Below are 20880 nucleotides of genomic sequence, written 5' to 3'. Positions count from 1 at the left end.
TGGTCGTCCGGCGCTGCCGGGACGACCGAGGTCAGTGGTCGGTCTCGGGCTGCTGCTCGTCGACGGCAGCGCCCGGCCCCGTCCTGGGCGGCTGACCGCCCTTCTTCTTGGCACGCTTCTTGCCGGTCGGCTGCTGGCGCTGCCCGGAGATGACGCCCTTCGCCTCCAGCTCGGAGGCCATCTCGGCATCGTGCCTGCGCTCCCGCGACTCCTCGGGGGTGTCCAGGGGCTTGCCCGACTTGCGGCGTCGGTCCTGCATCGCCTTCTCCGCGGCGGAGCCGGGGGCCGGCATGCGGCGAATCACGTAGAACTGCTGGCACATCGTCCACACGTTCGTGGTGAACCAGTAGAGGAGGACACCGATCGGGAAGTAGACGCCGGACACGGCGAAGATGATCGGGAACAGGTAGAGCATGATCTTCTGCTGCTGGGCGAAGGGGCCCTCCAGCGCGGACGCCGGCATGTTCTTGCGCATCAGCTGGTGCTGGGTCGTGAAGGTCGTGAGCGACATGAGGATGATCAGCGTGATCGTCACGAGCTTGACGCTCAGCCCGCCCTCGGTCCCGAGGAACTGGGCGGACAGCTGGGCCCCGAAGATCGAGGAGGACTCGGCCTGCGCCGCCACCTGCTGGGTGATCGGGCCGATACCCCGCTGGGCGCCGGAGCCGATCTCGTCGAGGCTGTTGAGGACCCGGAAGAGACCGAAGAAGAACGGCATCTGGGCGAAGATCGGGAGGCAGGAGGCGAAGGGGTTGGTGCCGCTGTCCTTGTACAGCGCCATCGTCTCTTCGGTCATCTTCTGCTTGGACTCGGGGTCGTTCTTCCCCTTGTACTTCGCCTGGATCTTCTGCATCTCCGGCTGGATGAGCTGCATCTTGCGCGAGGCGTGGATCTGCTTGACGAAGAGCGGGATGAGCGCCGCCCGCATGACGATGACGAGGCCGACGATGGACAGGCTCCACGTCCAGCCGTTGTCGGCAGGCAGACCCACCGCGGTGAGCAGCCCGTGCCACAGATACATGATCCAGGCGACGAGCCACTCGAAGGGGTACATGATGTCGCTGAAGCTCACGTGGTGGACGTCCTTCTGTCTGTGGCGTCGCGGGGGACGCCGTCGTCGTGGTCCTCGATGTCGGCGAAGCGCGGTTGGCTCAGCTCAGGAGCGCCGCGTTGCGCCCACGTCTCGGGCACGTGGTCGATGCCCCCGGCGGACCAGGGGTTGCACCGCACGATCCGGTGCACGGTCAGGTAGCCCCCACGCAGCAGGCCGAACCGCTGCAGGGCGGTCACGCCGTAGGCCGAGCAGCTCGGGAAGTACCGGCAGCTCGGCGGGAGCAGCGGCGAGACGAGCAGCTGGTAGCCGCGGACGAGCCAGATCAGGGGCCGGGCGAGGAGCGTCATGGTCCCTCACCAACGAGCAGACCGCGCAGGCAGTGCCGCAGCGCCTCGCCCAGCTCGTGCGAGTCGGCGTCGGCCGCGGCCGGGTTGGCGCGGACCACCACGTCCGTCCCCGCAGGGAGGGAAGGGAGGAGGCTCGCGGCCTGCGCCCGCAGGCGCCTCTTGACGCGGGTGCGCGTCACGGCGTTGCCCACGGCTTTGGACACGACGAGACCGACGCGCGGGGAGTCGTCTCCTCGAGCGTCGGTCCGGGTCGAGTCCGCCACACGGGCATGGACCACGAGCAGTCGGGAACCCTGGCGTCGAGCGCCTCGTCCCCGGATGGTTGCCGCGAAGTCCGCGCGATCCGTCAGGCGGTGCCGCGCGGGCAGCACCCGGCAGCTCGTCAGGCGGAGAGCTTGGAGCGGCCCTTGGCGCGGCGGGTGGACAGGATCGCCCGACCGGCGCGGGTGCGCATGCGCAGACGGAAGCCGTGCGTCTTGGCGCGGCGACGGGTGTTGGGCTGGAAGGTGCGCTTGCTCATTGCAGTCTCCGATGGGTCGATGGGGCCCGTGTGGCCCGGTGCGGAAGTCGGCGAGCCTCTTCGGCCGCGATCGGAAGCCCACGTCGTGACGCCGGAGCGGTCCGGCAGATCATGGGCATGCGAAAGCGGCCGACAGGCCGACGTCCACGGTACGGGACGGCCGAGCGCGGGGTCAAACCGCCCTTCGTCCTCGTGCGGAGTGACCCCAACCGGGCCACGCTGCCAGCACCTGGCCCCTGGTCCCCGCAGACACGCCGAGGGCCGGGACACATCGACGGGCCCCGGGTTGCCCCCACCCGTCCGGGTTGTTAGCGTCGCTCCTCACCACCTGCCATCGGTATATACCCACAGACTGTGGACAACGCTGTGGATCCCGCGACCGGCAGGCGATGATGTCAGTACCAGCGCGTGAATCGATCGGCCACCGGCCGCAGGAATGTGGGTGAGTCCGTGACCGGAGCCGAGGTCGACTTCGGTCAGGTCTGGCGCACCACGCTGGACTCCCTGGACGCCGACGGTGTCCCGGTCACCCGCCGCGCGTTCCTGAGCATGGCTCGCCTCGTCGGTCTGCTCGACGACACCGCGCTCATCGCGGTGCCGGACGACTTCTCGAAGAACTTCGTCGAGCAACGCCTGCGCATGCACGTCACCCAGGCCCTGTCCGAGCAGCTCGGCCGCGAGGTCCGCCTCGCCGTCACCGTCGACCCCGAGCTGGCCGACAGCGAGCCGCTGCCCCCGACCCAGGGTCTCGCCGAGCCGCTGCCGGGCCCGGTCGAGGAGCCCACGGACCGGCCCCGCCCCCAGGGCCTGTCCTCCACGCTGCCCGTCGACGGGCGCGACGACGGCCTCGTCGACGAGGACCCCGAGCCGGCCCCTCCCTCCCGACGCGGCCGCCCCGAGCCGGAGCAGGTGGAGCTGACCCGGCTCAACCCGAAGTACACCTTCGACACCTTCGTCATCGGCTCGAGCAACCGCTTCGCCAACGCCGCCGCGGTCGCGGTGGCCGAGGCGCCGGCCAAGGCGTACAACCCGCTGTTCATCTACGGCCAGTCGGGCCTGGGCAAGACCCACCTGCTGCACGCCATCGGTCACTACGCGCGCAGCCTCTACCCCCACGTCAAGGTGCGGTACGTGAACTCGGAGGAGTTCACCAACGACTTCATCAACAGCATCCGTGACGACAAGGCCGCCAACTTCCAGCGTCGCTACCGCGACGTCGACGTGCTGCTCATCGACGACATCCAGTTCCTGCAGGGCAAGATGCAGACGCAGGAGGAGTTCTTCCACACCTTCAACACGCTGCACAACGCCAACAAGCAGGTCGTCATCACCTCCGACGTGGCGCCCAAGCTGCTCTCGGGGTTCGAGGAGCGCATGCGCAGCCGCTTCGAGTGGGGCCTGCTGACCGATGTGCAGCCGCCCGACCTCGAGACGCGGATCGCCATCCTGCGCAAGAAGGCCATCCAGGAGAAGCTCTCGGTGCCGGCCGATGTGCTCGAGTTCATCGCCAGCCGGATCAGCACCAACATCCGCGAGCTCGAGGGCGCTCTGATCCGCGTCACCGCCTTCGCCAGCCTCAACCGGCAGCCCGTCGACATCGGTCTGGCGCAGATCGTCCTCAAGGACCTCATCCCCAACGAGCAGTCGAGCGAGATCTCGAGCGCGACGATCATGGCCCAGACGGCCGACTACTTCGGTCTGACGATCGAGGACCTGCAGAGTGCCTCCCGCACCCGGCTGCTCGTCACCGCGCGCCAGATCGCCATGTACCTGTGCCGCGAGCTGACCGACATGTCGCTGCCCAAGATCGGTGACCAGTTCGGCGGTCGTGACCACACGACGGTGATGCACGCCGAGCGCAAGATCCGCGAGCTCATGGGCGAACGGCGTGCGATCTACAACCAGGTCACCGAGCTGACCAACCGCATCAAGCAGCAGGTCGGCTGACGATCCCGGACTCTCGTCCAGTCTACGAGTGATCTGATACACGGTGATACACCGCCATCTGGATCGGTGAAGCCTGCTTGTCCACAGGCTTCTCCCCACCTGTGTGTGCCCGGAGACCACATCGTGACCGTCTCCCCCGATCGGCCGCGATCTCCCTTCGCCCACCCTCTGTCCACAGATCCACAGGGTGTGGACAACCCTGTGGGTCGTCGAAAGATGCCGGGACGAGCACGGATCCGTCCCCGCTGTCCCCATCTCCACACCGAGCCTGTGGGAAACCGGGGACGCCGAGGGCCGGCGACGGGTCACCGCTGTCGGTGTCCGGGCGACGCGCCGGGATCGGCCACCCAGCCTGAGGACGACGGTGTGCGCAGGCCTGTGCACGGACTGTGCAGGACGCCTGCGCCCTGGTGACGAGCTCGCGTCACCCACACCCGGTCCTTGTCGTTCCCCCCTTCGTCCACAGGCTCGCCCACAGGCACGATGCCCGGGACGACGGGGCCCAGCAGGGTTGTCCACGGTATCCACACCGCCTATGACAACGATGAGTCCTCTCTCCATCCGATCCCTCCCCCACGCATGGCTGCTGCCCGGTCTGTGGACCACGGACTGACGGGCGGATGACAACGGACCCTCGGTTCCCCGTCACGGCCCCGACCGCGTAATGTCAGGAACCCACGCGCTCGACGGCGCGTGGATCCGTGTCATTCCCATGAGCACGCGCACAGGGCGCGTCGAAGGGCAGGTCTGTCGTGAAGTTCCGCGTCGAGCGCGATGTGCTGGCCGAAGCGGTCACCTGGGTGGCCCGCGGGCTGCCGAACCGTCCCCCGGTGCCCGTGCTCGCGGGTGTCCTCATCGAGGCTGCCGACGACGGGACCCTCACCCTCTCGACCTTCGACTACGAGGTCTCGGCGCGCATCTCCGTCGCCGCCGAGGTCGCCGAACCCGGCACCGTCCTCGTCCTCGGCCGTCTCCTCGCCGACATCTCGCGCAACCTGCCCGCCAAGCCCGTCGACGTGGCAACCGAGGGCGCCAAGGTCCAGGTCACCTGCGGCAGCTCGCGGTTCGCCCTGCTGCAGATGCCGGCCGACGAGTACCCGACCCTGCCGACCTCGCCCGAGGGCAGCGGCTCGGTCGACGGCACCGTCTTCACCCAGGCCGTCCAGCAGGTGCAGATCGCCGCGGACCGTGGGGACACCCTCCCGATCCTCACCGGGGTGCGCGTAGAGATCGAGGGCGAGAAGGTCACGCTGCTCGCGACCGACCGCTACCGACTCGCGATGCGCGAGCTCACCTGGAACCCCAACGTCTCCGACGCGAGCCACGTCGCCCTCATCCCCGCCCGCACCCTCTCCGACACCGCCAAGGCGCTCGGCGCCGCCGGCTCGATCGAGGTCTCCCTCGGCGCGGCCGCGGGCGGGTCCGGGCTCGCTGGGTTCGAGGCCGGGCAGCGGCACACGACGACCCGCCTGCTCGACGGCGAGTACCCCAAGGTCGCCAAGATCTTCCCCACCTCGAGCGAGACCGAGGCGGTCGTCGACACGGAGGTGCTCACCGAGGCGGTCAAGCGCGTCGCGCTCGTCACGGAGCGCAACACCCCGGTGCGGCTGCGCTTCACCGAGGGGCAGGTGACCATCGAGGCCGGCGCCGGTGACGACGCCCAGGCCTCCGAGGCGGTCGAGGCGGTCGTCCACGGTCCGCAGATCGAGGTCGCCTTCAACCCCGGCTACCTGCTCGACGGGCTGGGTGTCCTCGGCACGGCCTTCACCCGCCTGTCCTTCACCGCCCCGCTCAAGCCGGCCATGATCACCGGCCAGGAGAGCCAGGACGGCGAGATCGACACCACCTACCGCTACGTCCTGCAGCCGGTTCGACTCGCCGGCTGAGGCCCCCCTTCGTCCCCGTCAAGGAAGGTCCCGTCATGCAGCTCGGTCTCATCGGTCTGGGCAAGATGGGCGGCAACATGCGTGAGCGTGTGCGCCGCGCCGGCCACGAGGTCGTCGGCTACGACACCAACCCCGAGGTCTCCGACGCCGAGAGCGTCCAGGCGATGGTCGACGCGCTCGCCGCGCCGCGGGTCGTGTGGGTCATGGTCCCCTCCGGCGAGATCACCCGGGCGGTCATCAGCGACCTCGCCGAGCGCCTCGAGCCCGGTGACCTCGTGATCGACGGTGGCAACTCACGCTTCAGCGACGACGGCCCCAACGCCGAGCTCCTCGGTGCGAAGGGGGTCGGCTACCTCGACTGCGGCGTCTCCGGCGGCATCTGGGGCTTGGACAACGGCTACGGCCTCATGGTCGGCGGCGACGCGCAGCACGTGGAGCAGGCGATGCCGATCTTCGACGCCCTGCGGCCGGAGGGACCCCGCGACGAGGGCTTCGTGCACGCGGGCGCCGTGGGCGCCGGCCACTACGTGAAGATGGTGCACAACGGCATCGAGTACGGCCTGATGCACGCGTACGCGGAGGGCTACGAGCTGCTCGAGCGCAAGGACATCGTCACCGACGTGCCGGGGGCCTTCAAGGCGTGGAGCCGCGGCACCGTCGTGCGGTCCTGGCTGCTCGACCTCATGGTCAAGGCCCTCGAGGAGAACCCCTCGCTCGAGGACGTCAGCGACTACACCGCCGACTCCGGCGAGGGGCGCTGGACCGTCGAGGAGGGCATCGCCAACTCGGTGCCGATGCCGGTCATCTCTGCCTCGCTCTTCGCGCGGTTCGCCTCGCGCCAGCAGGTCAGCCCCGCGATGCAGGCCGTCGCGGCGCTGCGCGGGCAGTTCGGTGGTCACCAGGTCATGACGGTCGCCGAGGGCGAGGACCTGCGGGCGGAGGCGGCCAAGGGCGTCGCGGCGGCCAGGACCAGCCGGGCGCAGGAGGAGAAGAAGATCGACAAGCCAGCCTCCCCCGCAGAGGCGCCGAAGGGGGACGCGGCCGATGCCGGTCCGACCTCCGGCACGCAGAGCACGGGTGGGTCGCCCGGGCCGACGAGCGGGACCGGCTCGACGCAGTGACGTGCACGTACGCCACCTGAGCATCGGCGACTTCCGCAGCTATCCCAGCGCCGAGCTGGCCCTCGAGCCGGGGATCACGACCCTCGTCGGGCTCAACGGGCAGGGCAAGACCAACCTGGTCGAGGCGATCGGGTACGTCGCCTCGCTCTCGAGCCACCGGGTCGCGACCGACCAGCCGATGGTCCGCTTCGGCTCCGACCGGGCGATCGTGCGCTGCGCGGTCGTGCGGGACGGGCGCGAGAGCCTCGTCGAGCTGGAGATCACCCCCGGCCGTGCCAACCGGGCCAAGCTCAACCGCTCCCCCCTCCCCCGGACCCGCGACGTGCTCGGCACGCTGCGCACGGTGCTCTTCGCACCCGAGGACCTGGCCCTGATCAAGGGTGACCCGGGCGAGCGGCGACGCTTCCTCGACGACCTGCTCGTGCAGCGCCAACCGCGCTGGTCGGGGGTGCGCTCGGACTACGACAAGATCCTCAAGCAGCGGGGCGCCCTGCTGAAGTCGGCGGCCGCGCTGCTCGGCTCTCGGAGCGGGCGTGGGCGACGCAGCTCCTCGGCCCCCGAGGGCGTGGACCCGCGCGCCGCGGTCGAGGACGCACTGCGGACCCTGGAGATCTGGGACGACAACCTCGCCACCCTCGGCAGCCAGCTGCTCTACGCCCGGCTGCGTCTGCTGCGCGACCTCGTGCCGCACCTGCAGGAGGCCTACCGGGAGGTGAGTGCGAACCAGTCCGAGGCGACCGCGGTCTACCGCAGCTCGCTCCACGAGGAGGCCGCCGAGGCGATCGCTGCCGGCGAGGTGCCCGAGCCGGAGCAGCTGCGCGCCGCGATGCTCGAGTCGATGGCGCGGGTGCGTGACCAGGAGGTCGAGCGGGGGGTCAACCTCGTCGGCCCGCACCGCGACGACCTGGTCCTCGGGCTCGGTGAGATGCCGGCCAAGGGGTACGCCAGCCACGGCGAGTCGTGGTCCTTCGCCCTCGCGCTGCGGCTCGCGGCCTACCACCTGCTGCGTCACGACCTCGGGGACGACCCGGTCCTCGTCCTCGACGACGTCTTCGCCGAGCTCGACTCCGGCCGGCGCGAGCGGCTGGCGGCCATGGTCGCCGACTGCGAGCAGGTGCTCATCACCGCGGCGGTGCCGCAGGACGTGCCGGAGAGCCTGGCGGGGCAGACCTTCACGGTCTCGCTCGGTGAGGTGGGCGCGGCATGAGCGAAGGGGAGGTCCCCCCGCCCGGGGACGAGATCGACGCGGCCGCCGCGGCGCTCGCCCGGGCGCGCGCCGTCGCCAAGGGCAAGGGGCTGCGCCCCGGGATGAAGCCGCGCCCCAGACGGAAGTGGCAGCCGCAGGGCATCCTGTCGACGGGTGGCCGTGACCCGCAGACGATCGGCGACCAGGTCGAGCGCCTCGTCGGTGACCGCGGCTGGCAGGTCGATGTCGCGGCGGGGTCGGTCATGGGTCGGTGGGGCGAGATCGTCGGTCGCGAGGTGGCGGAGCACTGCGAGCCGGTGACCTTCGAGGCCGGGGTCCTGTCCGTGCGCGCCGACTCGACCGCCTGGGCGACCCAGATCCGGCTGCTGTCGAGCTCGCTCCTCGGACGGATCAGCGAGCTCGTCGGGCCCGACGTGGTCCACGAGATCCGGGTGCACGGGCCGAGCGCGCCGTCGTGGTCGCGCGGTCTGCGGCGCACGAGCGACGGCCGGGGTCCTCGCGACACGTACGGGTAGCTCCTCGAGACGGCCGCGGGCGGCCTCCTCAGGATCCGGGCAGGATGGGCCCATGGGGATCCTCGACACCGACGCCATCGTCCTGGACCAGGTCCGGTCCTTCCTGAGCAACGACTTCGCGATCCACGACCTCGCAGGCACGCCCATCGGGCGCATCGTGACGGAGGGGAGCGCTGGGGCACGGATGCTCATGGGCAGCCGGCAGCTCGCGGTCGTCGACACCGACGGCACCCTGCTCGTCCGCGTCGTCGACACGCCCGACCTCGGCCTCGACCGCTTCCAGGTGCAGGACGGGCAGGGCGGGGTGATCGCCCAGGTCGTCAAGGAGTTCACCTTCTTCACGAAGGCGCTGCGCATCGAGTGCTGGACCGGGCCGCAGCTGTGCCTCGAGGGATCGATGTGGGACCGCGAGTTCACCGTCACCGGGCCCGGCGGGCTCGCGGCGACCGCGAGCCGGCACTGGCCGGGCGTGGCCCAGGCCTTCCTCGGGCGGGAGCGCTACGTCCTGGGGTTCAGCCCGCAGGTGCCGGTGCCGGAGAAGCTCGGCACGATCGGCGCGGTCATCGCGCTCGACCTCATCCGGGCCAAGGAGCGCAACGACGGGTGAGCGCCGCCCCGCAGACGCGGGACGGGCCCCCTTCGTCCGGCATTCCCCTAGGGCAATGTAGACCTGGACGTGCATTCCCCTAGGGGAATGCGGACCTTGACGCGCATTGCCCTAGGGGAATGCACGACCGGGACGAAGGGGGACGCCGCGCCTCGTCGTCGGAGCGTGCCGGAGCGTCCGGACGCGCCAGCGTCTCAGAACTTGTCGGCGACGAGGCTCTCGAGGAGGAACACGAAGGTGTCGTGGGCCTCGATCTGGGTCCAGTGACCGCTCTTGGGGATGATGTGCAGCGACGCGTCCGGCAGCTGCTGGGCCAGCCAGGTGCTCGACTGCACCGGGACGATGATGTCGTCGCGACCGTGGACGCACAGGATCTTGTGCGGGATCGTCGCCATCTCCTCGGCCGTGAAGCCCGGCTTGGGCGCCGAGGGGTCGAACATCGCCGCGTGCGAGCGCTGGATGTCGGGCCGCTCGATGTAGGGCATCCGCTCCGCGACGACCTCGTCGACCTTGGCGGCCAGGACGTCCATGTCGTAGACGAAGGACGAGAGCAGCTGCTTCATCGACGCCGGCGTGGGGTCGGCGTAGAAGCCGAAGAGGTGCTGCAGCCCCTCGGTGACCGGCAGGTCGGGTGCGCCGCCGGAGCCCATGAGGAGCATGGTGCGGATGCGCCCGCCGTCGAGGAGGGCCATCTCGAGCGAGATCATCCCACCCATCGAGTTGCCGACGAGGGTGACCGGCTCGGTGATGCCGAGGTGGTCGAGCAGCTCGAAGAGGGTGCGGGCCTGGACGAGGTTGAGCGCCTTCATCCCCCGCGGCGGGTCCTCGAGGTGCGTGGAGTCACCGAAACCGATCATGTCGGGGGCGATGCAGTAGTAGCGGTCCCCGAGCTCCTCGATGACGGCCTTCCAGTTCGAGGTCCCGGTGGCCCCGGGCCCGGAGCCGTGCAGCAGCAGGAGCGGGGTCATGCCCGGCTCCCCGGTGGTGTGGACCCGGTAGGTGACCTCGCTCAGGGCGACGTCGCGGCTGGTGACCTCGGCGTTCTTCGTCGGCATTGACGTGTCCTTATCTAGAGTGGTCGTTACACGATATGCCGGAAGCCGACGCGGAACAAGGTCTTGCCATGGCCCGCCTGAACTGGTGATCTGTTGCATCTACTACACGGAAGGTGGGTTGACGGATGAGGATGGCCAGCAGCGCAGGACGAGGGGTGGTTCTGCCGGGAGGTGTGGAGGGACCCCTCCACGGGTGGGACGTCGCGACCCTGAGTGAAGGGAGGATCGGCCCGGACCCCATGGCGATGTACGCGGCCGTGGACGAGCTGCGCTCTCTGGTCGCTGCGGCCGACCCGTCCACCGCCACCCCCGTGGCGCTCGAGGAGCTCGACGCGCCGGTCCCCCGCCCGTCGTCCGTCGTCGCCATCGGCCTCAACTACGCCGAGCACGCCCTCGAGTCCGGCTTCGAGCCGCCGGCGGACCTGCCGCCCGTCTTCACCAAGTGGCCGAGCTCGATCACCGGCGCCCACGGCGAGGTGGTCCTGCCGGAGGGGTCGGTCGACTGGGAGGTCGAGGTCGTCGCCGTCCTGGGACGTACGCTCCACCGGGCGAGCCCGCAGGAGGCCGTCGCCGCCCTCGCCGGGGTCACCGTCGGGCAGGACCTCTCCGAGCGGGACCGCCAGCTGCGCGGCCCCGCGCCGCAGTTCGGCCTGGCCAAGTCCTTCCCCGGCTTCTCCCCGATCGGTCCCTGGGTGGTCACCCTCGACGACGCGCCACCCCTGGACGATCTCGCGCTCGGGTGCGCGGTCGACGGGGAGGTCGTCCAGGACGGCACGACGGCCAAGCTCCTCTACCCGATCGCCCGGGCGATCGCCGAGCTGTCGCAGGTCCTGACCTTCTCCCCCGGCGACCTCGTCTTCACCGGGACGCCCGACGGGGTCGGCATGGCCCTCGACCCGCCGCGGTTCCTGCGGCCCGGGCAGACGCTCACGACATGGGTGACCGGGGTGGGGCGCATGGAGCACCGGCTCGTCACGGGCTGAGCCGACCCGACGGATCGTGCCCCGCCCCCCCTTCGCTGCACCGGAACTGACAGAGAAGTCTCGCTCACGACGAGCACGTCGTGACCGACCCGGAGCGCCGGGGCGGCGGACCGCTCATGTCCTGCCTGCGGGCCGAGCTGGTCTCCCGGGACAACGTCGCCTTCGTCGACGAGGCGCCGGTGCGCCGGCTGCTCACCGAGCCCGACCCCGAGCGCCCGGGCGACGAGCGCGTCGTCGGGTCTCGTCGCCGAGCAGAACGGCGAGCTCGTCGAGGTGCGGGCGGCGACGACGGTGGTCGCCACCGACGGCTTCGCGAACAACCCCGAGCTCATGCGGCGCTTCGCGGCGTCCCTCGGCACCCCCTTCTACGGCGGCGTGAGCACGTCGACGGGTGACTCCGTCGCGTGGCTCGAGCCGCTCGGGGCGCAGTGGACGCACATGGAGGCCTGCCTGCGGCACGGCCAGATGACGCTCGGCCACGGCACGCGGGTCAACCCGGCCCTGCCGTGGGCGGGCGCGGTCCTCGTCAACACCGACGGGGAGCGCTTCGTCGACGAGCAGGCCCACGGCTACTCCGGGCTCGCCGCGCAGATCCAGGCGCAGCCGGGCGAACGGGCCCTGATGCTCTGGGACGAGCAGGCGATGGCCGAGACGATCACCTCGGAGATGATGCGCGACTCCCTGGCCGCCGGGGCGATCCGCGAGGCAGAGGACCTGGCAGACCTCGCCCGGCAGACCGGCATCCCGCTCGCCCGGCTCGAGGAGTCGGTGCGCCCGATCGAGGGTCGTCGGGCCCAGAGCGGGCGCCTGCACCACACGTGGGTCACCCACGGGGTGCTGACGACCCAGGGCGGGGCGCTCGTGGACCCGCGGGGCCGGCTCGTGCGTGCGGACGGCTCGACCGTGGTCGGCCTGCGGGTCGGGGGCGGCAGCGCGGTCGGGACGGCCGGCCCGCGCTCGGAGGGCTACTCCTCCGGCGGGGGGCTCATGGCCGCCATGGGGGCCGGGTGGATCATCGGCGCGGAGGTGGCGAAGGGGGCCTGAACCCCCTTCGCCCTCCGCGCTCACATCATGAACCAGCTCTGGTAGTCCCTGAGCAGCTCGCTGCTGCCGTTGTGGCCGAGCGCGTCGGTCATCTCGGCGGCGGCCTGCTGCAGCGAGGCGACCCACTCCCGCACGACCGTCCCGTCGACGTCCTGCGGGAGCTGGGTCATCCGCAGGACCATGGAGACGCCGCCGTGGGGGTTGAAGACCGGGACGACGATCGAGCCGAGGTCGTAGGTGCCGTCCTCGCAGATGTCCACCGGTCCGAAGAAGAGCGACATCTGCGCGATGACCTCGCGGACGGCACGCTCGCGGCTCGGGGTGAGGGGGCCGGAGGCGTACTCGTCGAGCGCCTCGTGCAGGCGCGCGTACTCCTCCTCGCGCTCCGGACCGACCTGGACGACCGCGAAGCCGTCGCGGCGGATCGCCTCGAGCCGTCCGCGGTAGTGGGCGATCGCCTCCTCGTCCTTGGCCGCCTTCGCGAGCCAGTGCTCCTGGACCTGCGGCGGGGCGAACGCGACGTAGACCTCGCCGATCGGCGGCATCAGCGGGATCCGGGCCCCGAGCCGCTCGTACGCCTCCGCGCTCCCGCCGAAGGCGGAGTCGGCCGTGGTCATGTCCTCGTCGTCGATCGCGACGAGGACGGCCGACTCGCAGCCGTGCCGGTCGGCGATGCGGCGGATGTGCGGACGGGCCGTCTCGGCGAGGCGCAGGGCGGCGATGAAGTCACCGTCGCCGAGCGCGGACAGGCCCTTGGGGTTGAACCCGCCGTACCCGCCCTGGAAGAAGAGCAGGGGGGTCACCGGACGGTTGACCTCGAGGTCGTCGACCGCGCAGATGGTGATGTAGTGGTCGCCGGCGAGCACCTCCTGCTCGCGGCGGCAGTGGATCAGGGCGACCGCGTCGTCGAGCACGGGCGCACCCTGCGCGGAGGGCGACCAGCCGACGCGCTCGAACTTGTCGTCGGCCGGGATCGCCATCGTGCGGCAGACATCCGTCTGGTCGTGGGCGAGGACGTTGATGACGAAGGAGGGGCACTCGCGCAGCCGCGCGTAGGTGCCGGAGTGCGCCCCGGGCATGAAGGCCACGAGCGGGGGGTCCATCGACACCGAGCTGAAGGTGCCGACCACCATGGCGACCGGCTCGCCGTCGGGGTGCGTCCCGGTGACGGCGACCACGCCCGTCGGGTAGTGGCCGAGGACCTCGCGGAAGGTCGCGTCGTCGAAGCGGCGCTCGAGCGCCTGGTCCGCTGCCATGTGAGCTCCTCGTTGAGTCTCGGATGACGGCCCCACGGGGGAAGCCTGTAGTGGTTGCTACAGCGAGAGTAGCCATCGCGAAGGGGGTTGATCAAGCCTCCGTCGCAGGATTCCGCGCCAGACGGCATCGATCCCTGTAGGATCGCTTCCAGCACCGGCCCTGCTCGAGGCGGACCGAACGAGACCCGAGGGGGTGGCATGCCGCGCAAGACCGACCGCGTCCACAAGCAGGGCGAGGAGTCCAAGGAGTCGATCCTGCGGGCGACGCTGGAGATCGCCGCGACCTCAGGCTACGACGGCACGACGGTCGCCAAGGTGGTGGAGCGCACGGGCCTGCCGGCCAGCTCGATCTACTGGCACTTCGGCAACAAGGACCAGCTGCTCGCGGCGACCCTCGAGTACTCGTACCGTCAGTGGCGCCCGACCGCCCCGACGTGGGTGGAGCGGGCCGAGCCGGAGGACCTGCGCGAGCGGGTCGAGCAGCGCTTCCAGCGCGCCGCGCAGTCGCTCGTCGACACCCCTCAGTTCTGGCAGCTCGGCCTGCTGCTCACCCTGCAGAAGCGGGTCAAGCAGCCCGAGGCCCGCGCGCGCTACCTCGACGTGCGCCGTGACACCGAGGACGCGATGGCGAGGTGGTGGACCGAGGTGCTCCTCCCCGAGGCCTTCCCCGACGAGAGCGCGCGGCTCGCTGCCGCCCAGCGCGTCGCGCGGACCCACATGGTGCTCATGGACGGGCTCTTCGTCCACGTCCGCTCCAGCTCTCCCAAGGACGTGCGGCGCCTCACCTCGCTGCTCGCCATGGGCTGGTCGGCCCATCTCCGCGAGCTGGGGTGGGCCCGATGAGCGGCAGGCCGACCGGCGCGGCCGACCCCAAGGACCCGGGCCTGGCCTCCCGTGACCGGATCCTCGTCGCCGCCGCCGAGGTCGCCCGGGAGCGTGGTGTCACCGGCGCGACGATCGCCGCCGTCTGCAAGCGCTCCGGGCTGCCGGTCTCGAGCCTCTACTGGTACTTCAGCGACAAGGACGCCCTCTTCGCCGAGGTCGTGCGCACCAGCTTCGCGCGCTGGCTCGCCGAGTCGCCCGGGTGGGGAGCACAACCCGGCGACGTGCTCGAGCACGTCGGGCTGATCCTGCGGGCCTCGGAGGAGACCCTGCGGCAGCGGCCGAGCTTCATGAACATCGGCATGCAGGTGCTCCTGGAGACGGGCGAGGACACCCACCAGACCCGGCAGGCCTACCTCGACGTGCGCGCCCAGGCCCTGACGATGCTCATCGTCTGGCTCGAGCGGGCCCTGGGGCAGGTCGGCGACCCGCAGCTGACGATGGACCTCGCCGTGCTCTTCCGGGCGTTGTCCGACGGTCTCGTCGTCGCCGGCGAGGCTTTCGACGACTTCGCCGCCGCGGAGGTCATCGACCTCTTCCTCCCGATGATCCAGACCGTCATCCGCGAGGCCATCGGGACCGGCGGGCGTCCCTGACCGGACGCGACGCCTTGGCGCCGTCGTCGTTCCGCGCAGGGGAACGGTCTACCCCTTCGCCCTGCCGATGGGAGAGAGTCGTGGTACGGGGCGCAGTTGCCTCGTGAGCGACCACGAAGGAGTGTTCGGTGACGACGATCATCGTGCAGCCGTCGGGGACCGAGATCCACGTCTCGCCCGACGACACAGTGCTGGCAGGCCTGCAGAAGGCTGGCTACGCCTACACGGTGGGCTGCCGACGCGGCGGCTGCGGTATCTGCAAGATCGACGTGCTCGAGGGTTCCTTCACGTACAACCGACCCGTGGCCGACTCGGTCGTGACGAAGGAGGAACGCACCGACGGCACCTGCCTGAGTTGCCGTGCGGTCCCCGACGTCGACCTGACGATCCAGATGCGAGACGCGTCCCTGCGCCTCGTCAACCCCCTGCTCGGCCAGATCAACGCCGCCAAGCGCGAGCGCGTCAAGCCCGAGCGAACCCTCCCGGAGGAGCAGTAGATATGGGCATCATGCGAATGGGCTACGCCCACGTGCGTGTCACCGACATGACCGAGGCCAAGAACCACTACGCGTCGACCCTGGGGCTGTACGAGACCCTCGAGGACGTCTCCCCGGAGGGCAACAAGCGCGTCTTCTATAAGGGCTGGGACGAGTGGGACCACCACTCCGTCGTGCTCGAGGAGGGTGGCGTCGGCGTCGTCAAGTACGGCTGGAAGGTCGAGCACGAGAGCGACATCGATGACATCGAGGCCAAGGCCAAGACCTTCGGCGTGTCCGTCGAGCGGATGTCGAAGGGGGAGAACCCGGAGGTCGGCGACGGCATCCGCTTCGTCACCCCGAGCGACCACGTCTTCGAGGTCTACCACTCGCAGACCGCCATCGGCACCGAGGTCGGCACGCACAACCCCGACCCCTTCCCCCGTCACCTCGTCGGTGTGGGCGTCCCCGCGCTGGACCACTCGCTCGTCACCTGCGAGGACCCCAAGACGATGGAGCGCATGCTCATGGACGTCTTCGACTTCTACGCGACCGAGCGCATCCAGACGAGTCTCGACGACGACCACGAGCTCGCCGGCACTTGGCTGACGTCGAACAACCAGATCCACCAGTTCGCCGTCATCGGGGGCCCGCAGGGCAAGCTGCACCACTTCGCGTTCAGGCTCGACGACTGGAGCCAGGTAGGGCACGCGGCCGACCTGTTCACCATGGACGACGTGGCGGTCGACGTCACGCCGACCCGCCACGGCATCACCCGTGGTCAGACGACGTACTTCTTCGACCCGAGCGGCAACCGCAACGAGGTCTTCGCCGGTGGGTACCTGGCCTTCCCCGACCGCCCGACGAACGTCTGGACGGTTGACCAGATCGGGCAGGGCATCTTCTACCACGCGCGTGAGCTCAACGAGCGCTTCACCACCGTCCTGACCTGATGAGCCACACCCGACGCAGCGCCGTCCTGACCCTCGAGGGGGCCGGGGCGGCGCTCGCCGCTGCCCTGGCGTACGCCACCGAGCACGGCCTGCGGATGAACATCGCCGTCGTCGACACCGGTGGCGCGCTGCTGACCTTCGCCCGGATGGACGGCGCCTTCGTCCACTCCGGTCCGATCGCCATCGACAAGGCGTGCACGAGCGTCGGCTTCGGTGGCGCGCCGACCGCGGGCCTCTACGAGGCACTGGCCGGCGAGGACGCGGTGATCCGCGGGATCGGCAACCGTCCGGGGGTCGCCGCCTTCGGCGGTGGTGTCCCGATCACGGTCGACGGCGAGCTCGTGGGCGCGATCGGCGCCTCGGGTGGCTCTGCCGAGGAGGATGCGCAGGTCGCGTCCGCCGGGGCCGGGGCGGTCAGCTCCGGCTGATCCGCCGTCGGTGGGTGAGGTCGCGCACCTCGCTCCATCGCCAGGCGAAGGCCCGCGTGCGTTGCCGCTCGGGGGTGTCGCTCAGGAGGTACCGCCCGAGGCGGAGCATCAACCAGCCCAGCAGCAGGGAAGCGGCGAAGAAGGCCAGGCAGGTGAGGAACCACTCGAGCTCGAACCCGAGCAGGCTCGTCAGCAGCACGACGCCGGAGACCGGGACGGCGAAGGCGGCACTCGTCGCCCCGATGATGAGGACGACGACGAGCAGGCGGCGCCCGACGGAGCCGAGGGAACCCGAACCGGTGAGCGCTGGAAGGCCCCGGCCGAGCTGGCCCGGACGCCCCGCGGCCCAGTCCAGGAGGGCGGGGCGCACGCGACGTGCACCGAGGCTCTCGGTGATCCCCAGGACGAGCACCGTCAGCACGGCGAGCACGAGTCCCGCGATGCTGAGCAGGAGCAGCACCCCGGTGACCGAGTCGGTGGCGACATCGTCGAAGCGCCACCGCCACCCGTCCCACGCCCGGAAGACGCGGGTGAAGCCGCCGGTGACGAGGCCCGTGAGCACGGCCAGGAGCCCGCACCCGAGGAACACCCAGCCGCTGATGGTGAAAAGGGTCCCGGTCACGACCCGCCACAGCCGCCACACCGGGCCGAGCGCCATCTCGGCCACCTCGGTCGCCTCGCGCAGCTCCTCACGCATCGCCTCCGGGAGCTCCGTGTCGGCGGGCCGGATGCTGCCGGACCGTCGGCGGTCCGCGGCGAGCGCCCGCCGGGCAACGGACCGGTCCCGGGTCCCCACGTAACGCTCGACCTGCGCGTCGCTGAGAGCGTCGACGAGGATGCCTGCGCTGACCTCGAAGTCCTCAACCGTGTCCTGATGCCTCGACATGGCGCCGAGTGTAGGTGGGCTGGTCCCGGGGTCTTGCGACCGGCGCCGGTCAGCTGGCGGTGGCCAGCGTGCGGCTCGGCAGCTCGCCGTAGCGCGTCCGGTAGGCGGCGGCGAAGCGACCCAGGTGGGTCACGCCCCACGCGAGCGCGACGTCGGTGACGTTGCCACCACGAGCGTGCGAGAGGTCGTCGTGGATCCGCTCCAGGCGGATGTCGTGCAGGTGGGCGAAGGGGGTGGTGCCCACGTGCTCGCGGAAGGCCTGCTGCAGCCGTCGCACGCTCACCCCCGCGATCTCCGCGAGGTCGGCCGGGGTCCAGGCCCGCGCCGGGTCGGCCTCCATCGCCGCGATGGCCCGGTGCACCGGTCGGGGGCGCAGCATCTCGCGCCCGGTCGGCTCCTCGGGCACGGCCGCGAGGAGGAGCCCCGTGACGAGCATGCTCGCCACGGAGTCGGCGACCTGTGGGTCGCGGTAGAGGACGCCGCCGCAGTCGCGGGCGTTGTCGAAGGTCGTGCGCGCCATCCGCAACCACGCAGCCCCCGCCGGGGTGCGCAGGTCGATGTCGGTCGGCAACCGCACGCCCTTGCGGGCGAAGACCCGCTCGCTCTCACGGTGCAGGTGCGCGCTGTCGATGCGCAGGCCGAGGACGACGAGGTCAGGAGCCCAGGCCGGCATGTGTGCGGGGGTGTCGGCCGGGAAGGCCGTGGCCCGACCGGGTGCGGCGTCGTAGTTCATGCTGCCGATGCGGGAGGCGAGGTGACCGCTCAGCGGGATGTTGACTGCCACGGCACCGGGGTGGTCCGAGTCGATCCCCACGGTCGCGCCGAACTTGATGCGGGCCAGCCGGCAGCTGTCGAGGTCGACGACCTCGATGCCCGAGGCAGCAGCCCCGGACACGGCCTTGGGGTGCATCGCGTGCGGGAAATAGGCATTGGACAGGGCGTCGTGCACCCCCTCCCAGTCCTCGAACCGGGGTGCCGACTGCAGAAGGTGCCTCATCGCACTCCTCTCGCGATCATCCGTGATCGTTTGATGATGACCCGCCAGGGCGACGGGGCCGGTGGCGTTCCGCAGCGGGGAACAACGATGTGCTGACGGGTGCCTGCGCCGAGCGGACAGCGACTGCGCTCATCGGATCGTGGCGGGCGCCACACCCGGCCTACGTTGCCTCCACGACAGACCACGCCGGGGTGGTGGGGCGGACCTCGCTCCTCGTCCCCGGATCATCGAGGAGAGGTGCCATGACGCCCTTCATGACGCGCGTCGCCGAGCTCGTCGGCACGCCCCATCAGCACCTGGGCCAGCTGTCCCAGGGGCCGTCCACCGTGCCGCGGACCCGGATCAGCGAGCGGGTGGCGACCGGGACCGGCGCCGACCGGCACGTCGCCCTGCGGTCGCTCGCCGAGCAGTACGTCTGCGAGGCGAATGCCGTCCTCGGGTCCGAGCGCGAGCATCTCGGCCTCGTCGACGAGACCCTCCCGAACGAGCTGGCGTTCACCGTGACCTTCGGTGACGCCGGTGCCCGGTGCTCCACGACCTTCGCCGACGGCCGAGCGGTCGGTCGTCTCGTCGGCACCTTCGACGAAGGGGGTGACGAGCGTGAGCTCGACGGTCCCGACGCCCTGCCGGATCTGCTCGTCCGGCTCCTGGAGACCGCCCCGACGCAGGCGACGCGCACCGCGCAGCCGAGCTGACTCCCCCTTCGCCAGCCCACCAGACCAAGGAGAACGTCCAGTGCAGTACGAGCTCAAGACCCAGGTCATCGAACCCCAGCGGCAGACCTTCACCCACATCGCGAAGCGCTATGGCGACAAGCCGGCCTCGCGCTACCTCGAGGGCAGCATCGACGTGCAGCCCAAGGAGCACTTCCAGTACCGCCCGACGTGGGACCCGACGCGGGAGATCTTCGACGACTCCTACAGCGTCTTCCGGCTGACCGATGCCTACAGCTACCTCGACCCGCGGCAGTTCTACTACGCCCCCTACGTCACCGCCCGCTCCGGCCACCACGAGGCCTTCGCGACCTCGCTCGAGTACATCGAGGCCCGTGGGCTGCTCGAGCGTCTACCCGACGGCTGGCGCAGCGTCCTCACCGAGCTCGTGCTGCCCCTGCGGCACCTCGAGAGCGCCGGCCAGCTGATCCTCTGCGGGATGGCCCGCTTCGGCTGGGGCGCAACGGTGACCCAGGCGGCTGCCTACTCTGCCTTCGACCGGGTCGGCAACGCTCAGGTCCTCAGCCGGGTCGGCATCGCCCTCGGCGGCGGCACGGCGGACCTGCTCGCCGGGGCCAAGGAGCACTGGCTGCAGGACGCGCCCTTGCAGGGGCTGCGCCGGATGGCCGAGGAGACCATCGTCGAGACCGACTGGGGTCTGGCGCTCTTGCGTCTCGACGCCGTCGACCGGCTCGTGTACGACCTGCTGTACCAGCACCTCGATGACCAGGCCGTCGTCAGCGGTGCGCCGGCCTACTCGCTCGTCGCGCAGCACATGGCGAGCTGGTTCGCCGACAACCGCAGGTGGATCGACGCGCTGTACACGGCCTGGCGCGAGGACCCCGAGCTCGGTGCGACCAATGCTGCCCTCCTCGCGGAGCACGGTGCGGCCGCCGTCGACACGGCGCTCGAGGTCGTCACCCCCTTCGCCGCCCGCATCGACGAGCTGCTCGGCGGTAGCTCGGCCGTCGACCGGATCACCACGACCGCCGCCGAGGTGCGCGCTGCGCACACCGGCGCGGCCGCCTGAGAGGAGAGCGCCATGCAGGAGCAGACCACGGCAGACGATCCGCAGACGAAGGGTGTCCGCGACGTCGGCGTCGTCATCCAGGAGTCGGAGAACAACAGGCCCGTCATCGAGGCCATCGAGGCCGACAACCCCGGGTGCACCGTCATGCACACCCCCGGCCTCGTGCGGATCACCGCCCCCGGACGGATCGTGATCAACCAGGAGACGGTCGAGGAGAAGGTCGGCCGGGAGTGGGAGACGCACGAGTTCCAGATGGCGATCGTCAGCTACTTCGGCAACATCCAGGAGTGGGACGACGACGAGATCGTCATCGCCTGGGACCACTGAGACAGACAGACAGACAGACCAACCGACCGCATCAGGTCTCGAGGCTCGGG

Annotated in this window: 24 protein-coding genes; 16 read left to right on the top strand and 8 right to left on the bottom strand. The window is 70.6% G+C overall.

What is annotated here, in order from left to right; genetic code table 11:
• Positions 1–31 precede the first annotated feature (31 nt).
• From yidC to rpmH, 4 genes are read right to left on the bottom strand one after another with little or no spacing between them, the layout of a single operon-like run.
• A complete protein-coding gene (gene yidC, locus ABC138_RS09140) occupies positions 32–1072 on the bottom strand; it encodes a membrane protein insertase YidC (protein WP_082807684.1) in 1041 nt (346 codons plus the stop codon).
• Positions 1069–1401: a membrane protein insertion efficiency factor YidD gene (yidD, locus tag ABC138_RS09135; RefSeq protein ID WP_082807683.1), complete on the bottom strand. Its 333-nt coding sequence runs from the start codon at positions 1399–1401 to the stop codon at positions 1069–1071. Before yidD ends, yidC begins: the two co-directional genes overlap by 4 nt.
• Positions 1398–1772 carry a ribonuclease P protein component gene (gene rnpA / locus ABC138_RS09130; protein ID WP_068327656.1) on the bottom strand — a complete coding sequence of 125 codons (375 nt, stop codon included), beginning with the start codon at positions 1770–1772 and terminating at the stop codon, positions 1398–1400. Before rnpA ends, yidD begins: the two co-directional genes overlap by 4 nt.
• Before the next feature lie 11 nt (positions 1773–1783).
• A complete protein-coding gene (rpmH, locus tag ABC138_RS09125; protein ID WP_068327653.1) occupies positions 1784–1921 on the bottom strand; it encodes a 50S ribosomal protein L34 in 138 nt (45 codons plus the stop codon).
• A 450-nt stretch (positions 1922–2371) separates the two neighbouring features.
• On the opposite strand from rpmH, the gene dnaA reads away from it, so the two are divergent.
• The 6 genes from dnaA (at position 2372) to ABC138_RS09095 (ending at position 9204) form a co-directional block, all read left to right on the top strand.
• Entirely contained in the window at positions 2372–3868 is a 1497-nt protein-coding gene (gene dnaA / locus ABC138_RS09120) for a chromosomal replication initiator protein DnaA (RefSeq protein ID WP_068329288.1), read from the top strand.
• Positions 3869–4620: 752 nt separating this feature from the next.
• Positions 4621–5754: a DNA polymerase III subunit beta gene (dnaN, locus tag ABC138_RS09115; protein WP_068327649.1), complete on the top strand. Its 1134-nt coding sequence runs from the start codon at positions 4621–4623 to the stop codon at positions 5752–5754.
• Between the two features lie 35 nt (positions 5755–5789).
• Positions 5790–6875 carry a phosphogluconate dehydrogenase (NAD(+)-dependent, decarboxylating) gene (gene gnd, locus ABC138_RS09110; RefSeq protein ID WP_068327646.1) on the top strand — a complete coding sequence of 362 codons (1086 nt, stop codon included), beginning with the start codon at positions 5790–5792 and terminating at the stop codon, positions 6873–6875.
• A gap of 1 nt (position 6876) precedes the next feature.
• Positions 6877–8082: a DNA replication/repair protein RecF gene (gene recF, locus ABC138_RS09105; RefSeq protein ID WP_345913455.1), complete on the top strand. Its 1206-nt coding sequence runs from the start codon at positions 6877–6879 to the stop codon at positions 8080–8082.
• Positions 8079–8597, top strand: a complete 519-nt coding sequence (locus ABC138_RS09100) for a DciA family protein (RefSeq protein ID WP_068327639.1) — start codon at positions 8079–8081, stop codon at positions 8595–8597. Before recF ends, ABC138_RS09100 begins: the two co-directional genes overlap by 4 nt.
• A gap of 52 nt (positions 8598–8649) precedes the next feature.
• On the top strand, positions 8650–9204 hold the full coding sequence (locus ABC138_RS09095; protein ID WP_068327636.1) for a hypothetical protein: 555 nt from the start codon (positions 8650–8652) through the stop codon (positions 9202–9204).
• Between the two features lie 194 nt (positions 9205–9398).
• On the opposite strand, the gene ABC138_RS09090 is transcribed toward ABC138_RS09095, so the two are convergent.
• Positions 9399–10259, bottom strand: coding sequence for an alpha/beta hydrolase (locus ABC138_RS09090; protein ID WP_345913454.1), 861 nt, complete (start codon positions 10257–10259; stop codon positions 9399–9401).
• Positions 10260–10432: 173 nt separating this feature from the next.
• On the opposite strand from ABC138_RS09090, the gene ABC138_RS09085 reads away from it, so the two are divergent.
• Both ABC138_RS09085 and ABC138_RS09080 read left to right on the top strand, forming a co-directional pair.
• Positions 10433–11242: a fumarylacetoacetate hydrolase family protein gene (locus ABC138_RS09085; RefSeq protein WP_255218331.1), complete on the top strand. Its 810-nt coding sequence runs from the start codon at positions 10433–10435 to the stop codon at positions 11240–11242.
• Positions 11243–11515: 273 nt separating this feature from the next.
• The gene (locus ABC138_RS09080) at positions 11516–12286 is read left to right on the top strand and encodes an FAD-binding protein (protein WP_068327624.1); all 771 of its coding nucleotides are present in this window, start codon (positions 11516–11518) and stop codon (positions 12284–12286) included.
• Positions 12287–12306: 20 nt separating this feature from the next.
• Here the strand turns inward: ABC138_RS09080 and ABC138_RS09075 are convergent, their stop codons facing one another.
• On the bottom strand, positions 12307–13542 hold the full coding sequence (locus ABC138_RS09075) for a flavin reductase (protein ID WP_068327622.1): 1236 nt from the start codon (positions 13540–13542) through the stop codon (positions 12307–12309).
• 198 nt (positions 13543–13740) lie between these two features.
• On the opposite strand from ABC138_RS09075, the gene ABC138_RS09070 reads away from it, so the two are divergent.
• The 5 genes from ABC138_RS09070 (at position 13741) to ABC138_RS09050 (ending at position 16877) form a co-directional block, all read left to right on the top strand.
• Positions 13741–14385 (top strand): TetR/AcrR family transcriptional regulator, encoded by a 645-nt coding sequence (locus ABC138_RS09070; RefSeq protein ID WP_068327613.1) that lies wholly within the window; start codon positions 13741–13743, stop codon positions 14383–14385.
• A complete protein-coding gene (locus ABC138_RS09065; RefSeq protein ID WP_345913453.1) occupies positions 14382–15020 on the top strand; it encodes a TetR/AcrR family transcriptional regulator in 639 nt (212 codons plus the stop codon). The genes ABC138_RS09070 and ABC138_RS09065 overlap by 4 nt, the downstream gene beginning before the upstream one ends.
• 128 nt (positions 15021–15148) lie before the next feature.
• Positions 15149–15517, top strand: a complete 369-nt coding sequence (locus tag ABC138_RS09060; protein WP_068327607.1) for a 2Fe-2S iron-sulfur cluster-binding protein — start codon at positions 15149–15151, stop codon at positions 15515–15517.
• Positions 15518–15519: 2 nt separating this feature from the next.
• Entirely contained in the window at positions 15520–16449 is a 930-nt protein-coding gene (locus tag ABC138_RS09055) for a catechol 2,3-dioxygenase (RefSeq protein ID WP_068327605.1), read from the top strand.
• A complete protein-coding gene (locus ABC138_RS09050) occupies positions 16449–16877 on the top strand; it encodes a heme-binding protein (protein WP_345913452.1) in 429 nt (142 codons plus the stop codon). The genes ABC138_RS09055 and ABC138_RS09050 overlap by 1 nt, the downstream gene beginning before the upstream one ends.
• Here ABC138_RS09050 and ABC138_RS09045 read toward each other — a convergent pair.
• Positions 16864–17763, bottom strand: coding sequence for a hypothetical protein (locus tag ABC138_RS09045; protein ID WP_345913451.1), 900 nt, complete (start codon positions 17761–17763; stop codon positions 16864–16866). The two genes, ABC138_RS09050 and ABC138_RS09045, sit on opposite strands and share 14 nt — an antisense overlap.
• A 49-nt stretch (positions 17764–17812) precedes the next feature.
• On the bottom strand, positions 17813–18760 hold the full coding sequence (locus ABC138_RS09040) for an AraC family transcriptional regulator (RefSeq protein WP_345913450.1): 948 nt from the start codon (positions 18758–18760) through the stop codon (positions 17813–17815).
• Between the two features lie 242 nt (positions 18761–19002).
• Between ABC138_RS09040 and ABC138_RS09035 the strand changes: the two genes are divergently transcribed.
• From ABC138_RS09035 to ABC138_RS09025, 3 genes are read left to right on the top strand one after another with little or no spacing between them, the layout of a single operon-like run.
• On the top strand, positions 19003–19455 hold the full coding sequence (locus ABC138_RS09035; protein ID WP_068327599.1) for a hypothetical protein: 453 nt from the start codon (positions 19003–19005) through the stop codon (positions 19453–19455).
• A 40-nt stretch (positions 19456–19495) separates the two neighbouring features.
• Positions 19496–20503, top strand: coding sequence for a hypothetical protein (locus ABC138_RS09030; RefSeq protein ID WP_345913449.1), 1008 nt, complete (start codon positions 19496–19498; stop codon positions 20501–20503).
• Between the two features lie 12 nt (positions 20504–20515).
• A complete protein-coding gene (locus ABC138_RS09025; RefSeq protein WP_068327596.1) occupies positions 20516–20830 on the top strand; it encodes an MmoB/DmpM family protein in 315 nt (104 codons plus the stop codon).
• Positions 20831–20880: the final 50 nt, after the last annotated feature.

This window comes from Janibacter sp. LM (assembly GCF_039631275.1).
Lineage (GTDB): Bacteria > Actinomycetota > Actinomycetes > Actinomycetales > Dermatophilaceae > Janibacter > Janibacter terrae.
This window is presented reverse-complemented; position numbering and strand designations above follow the sequence as displayed.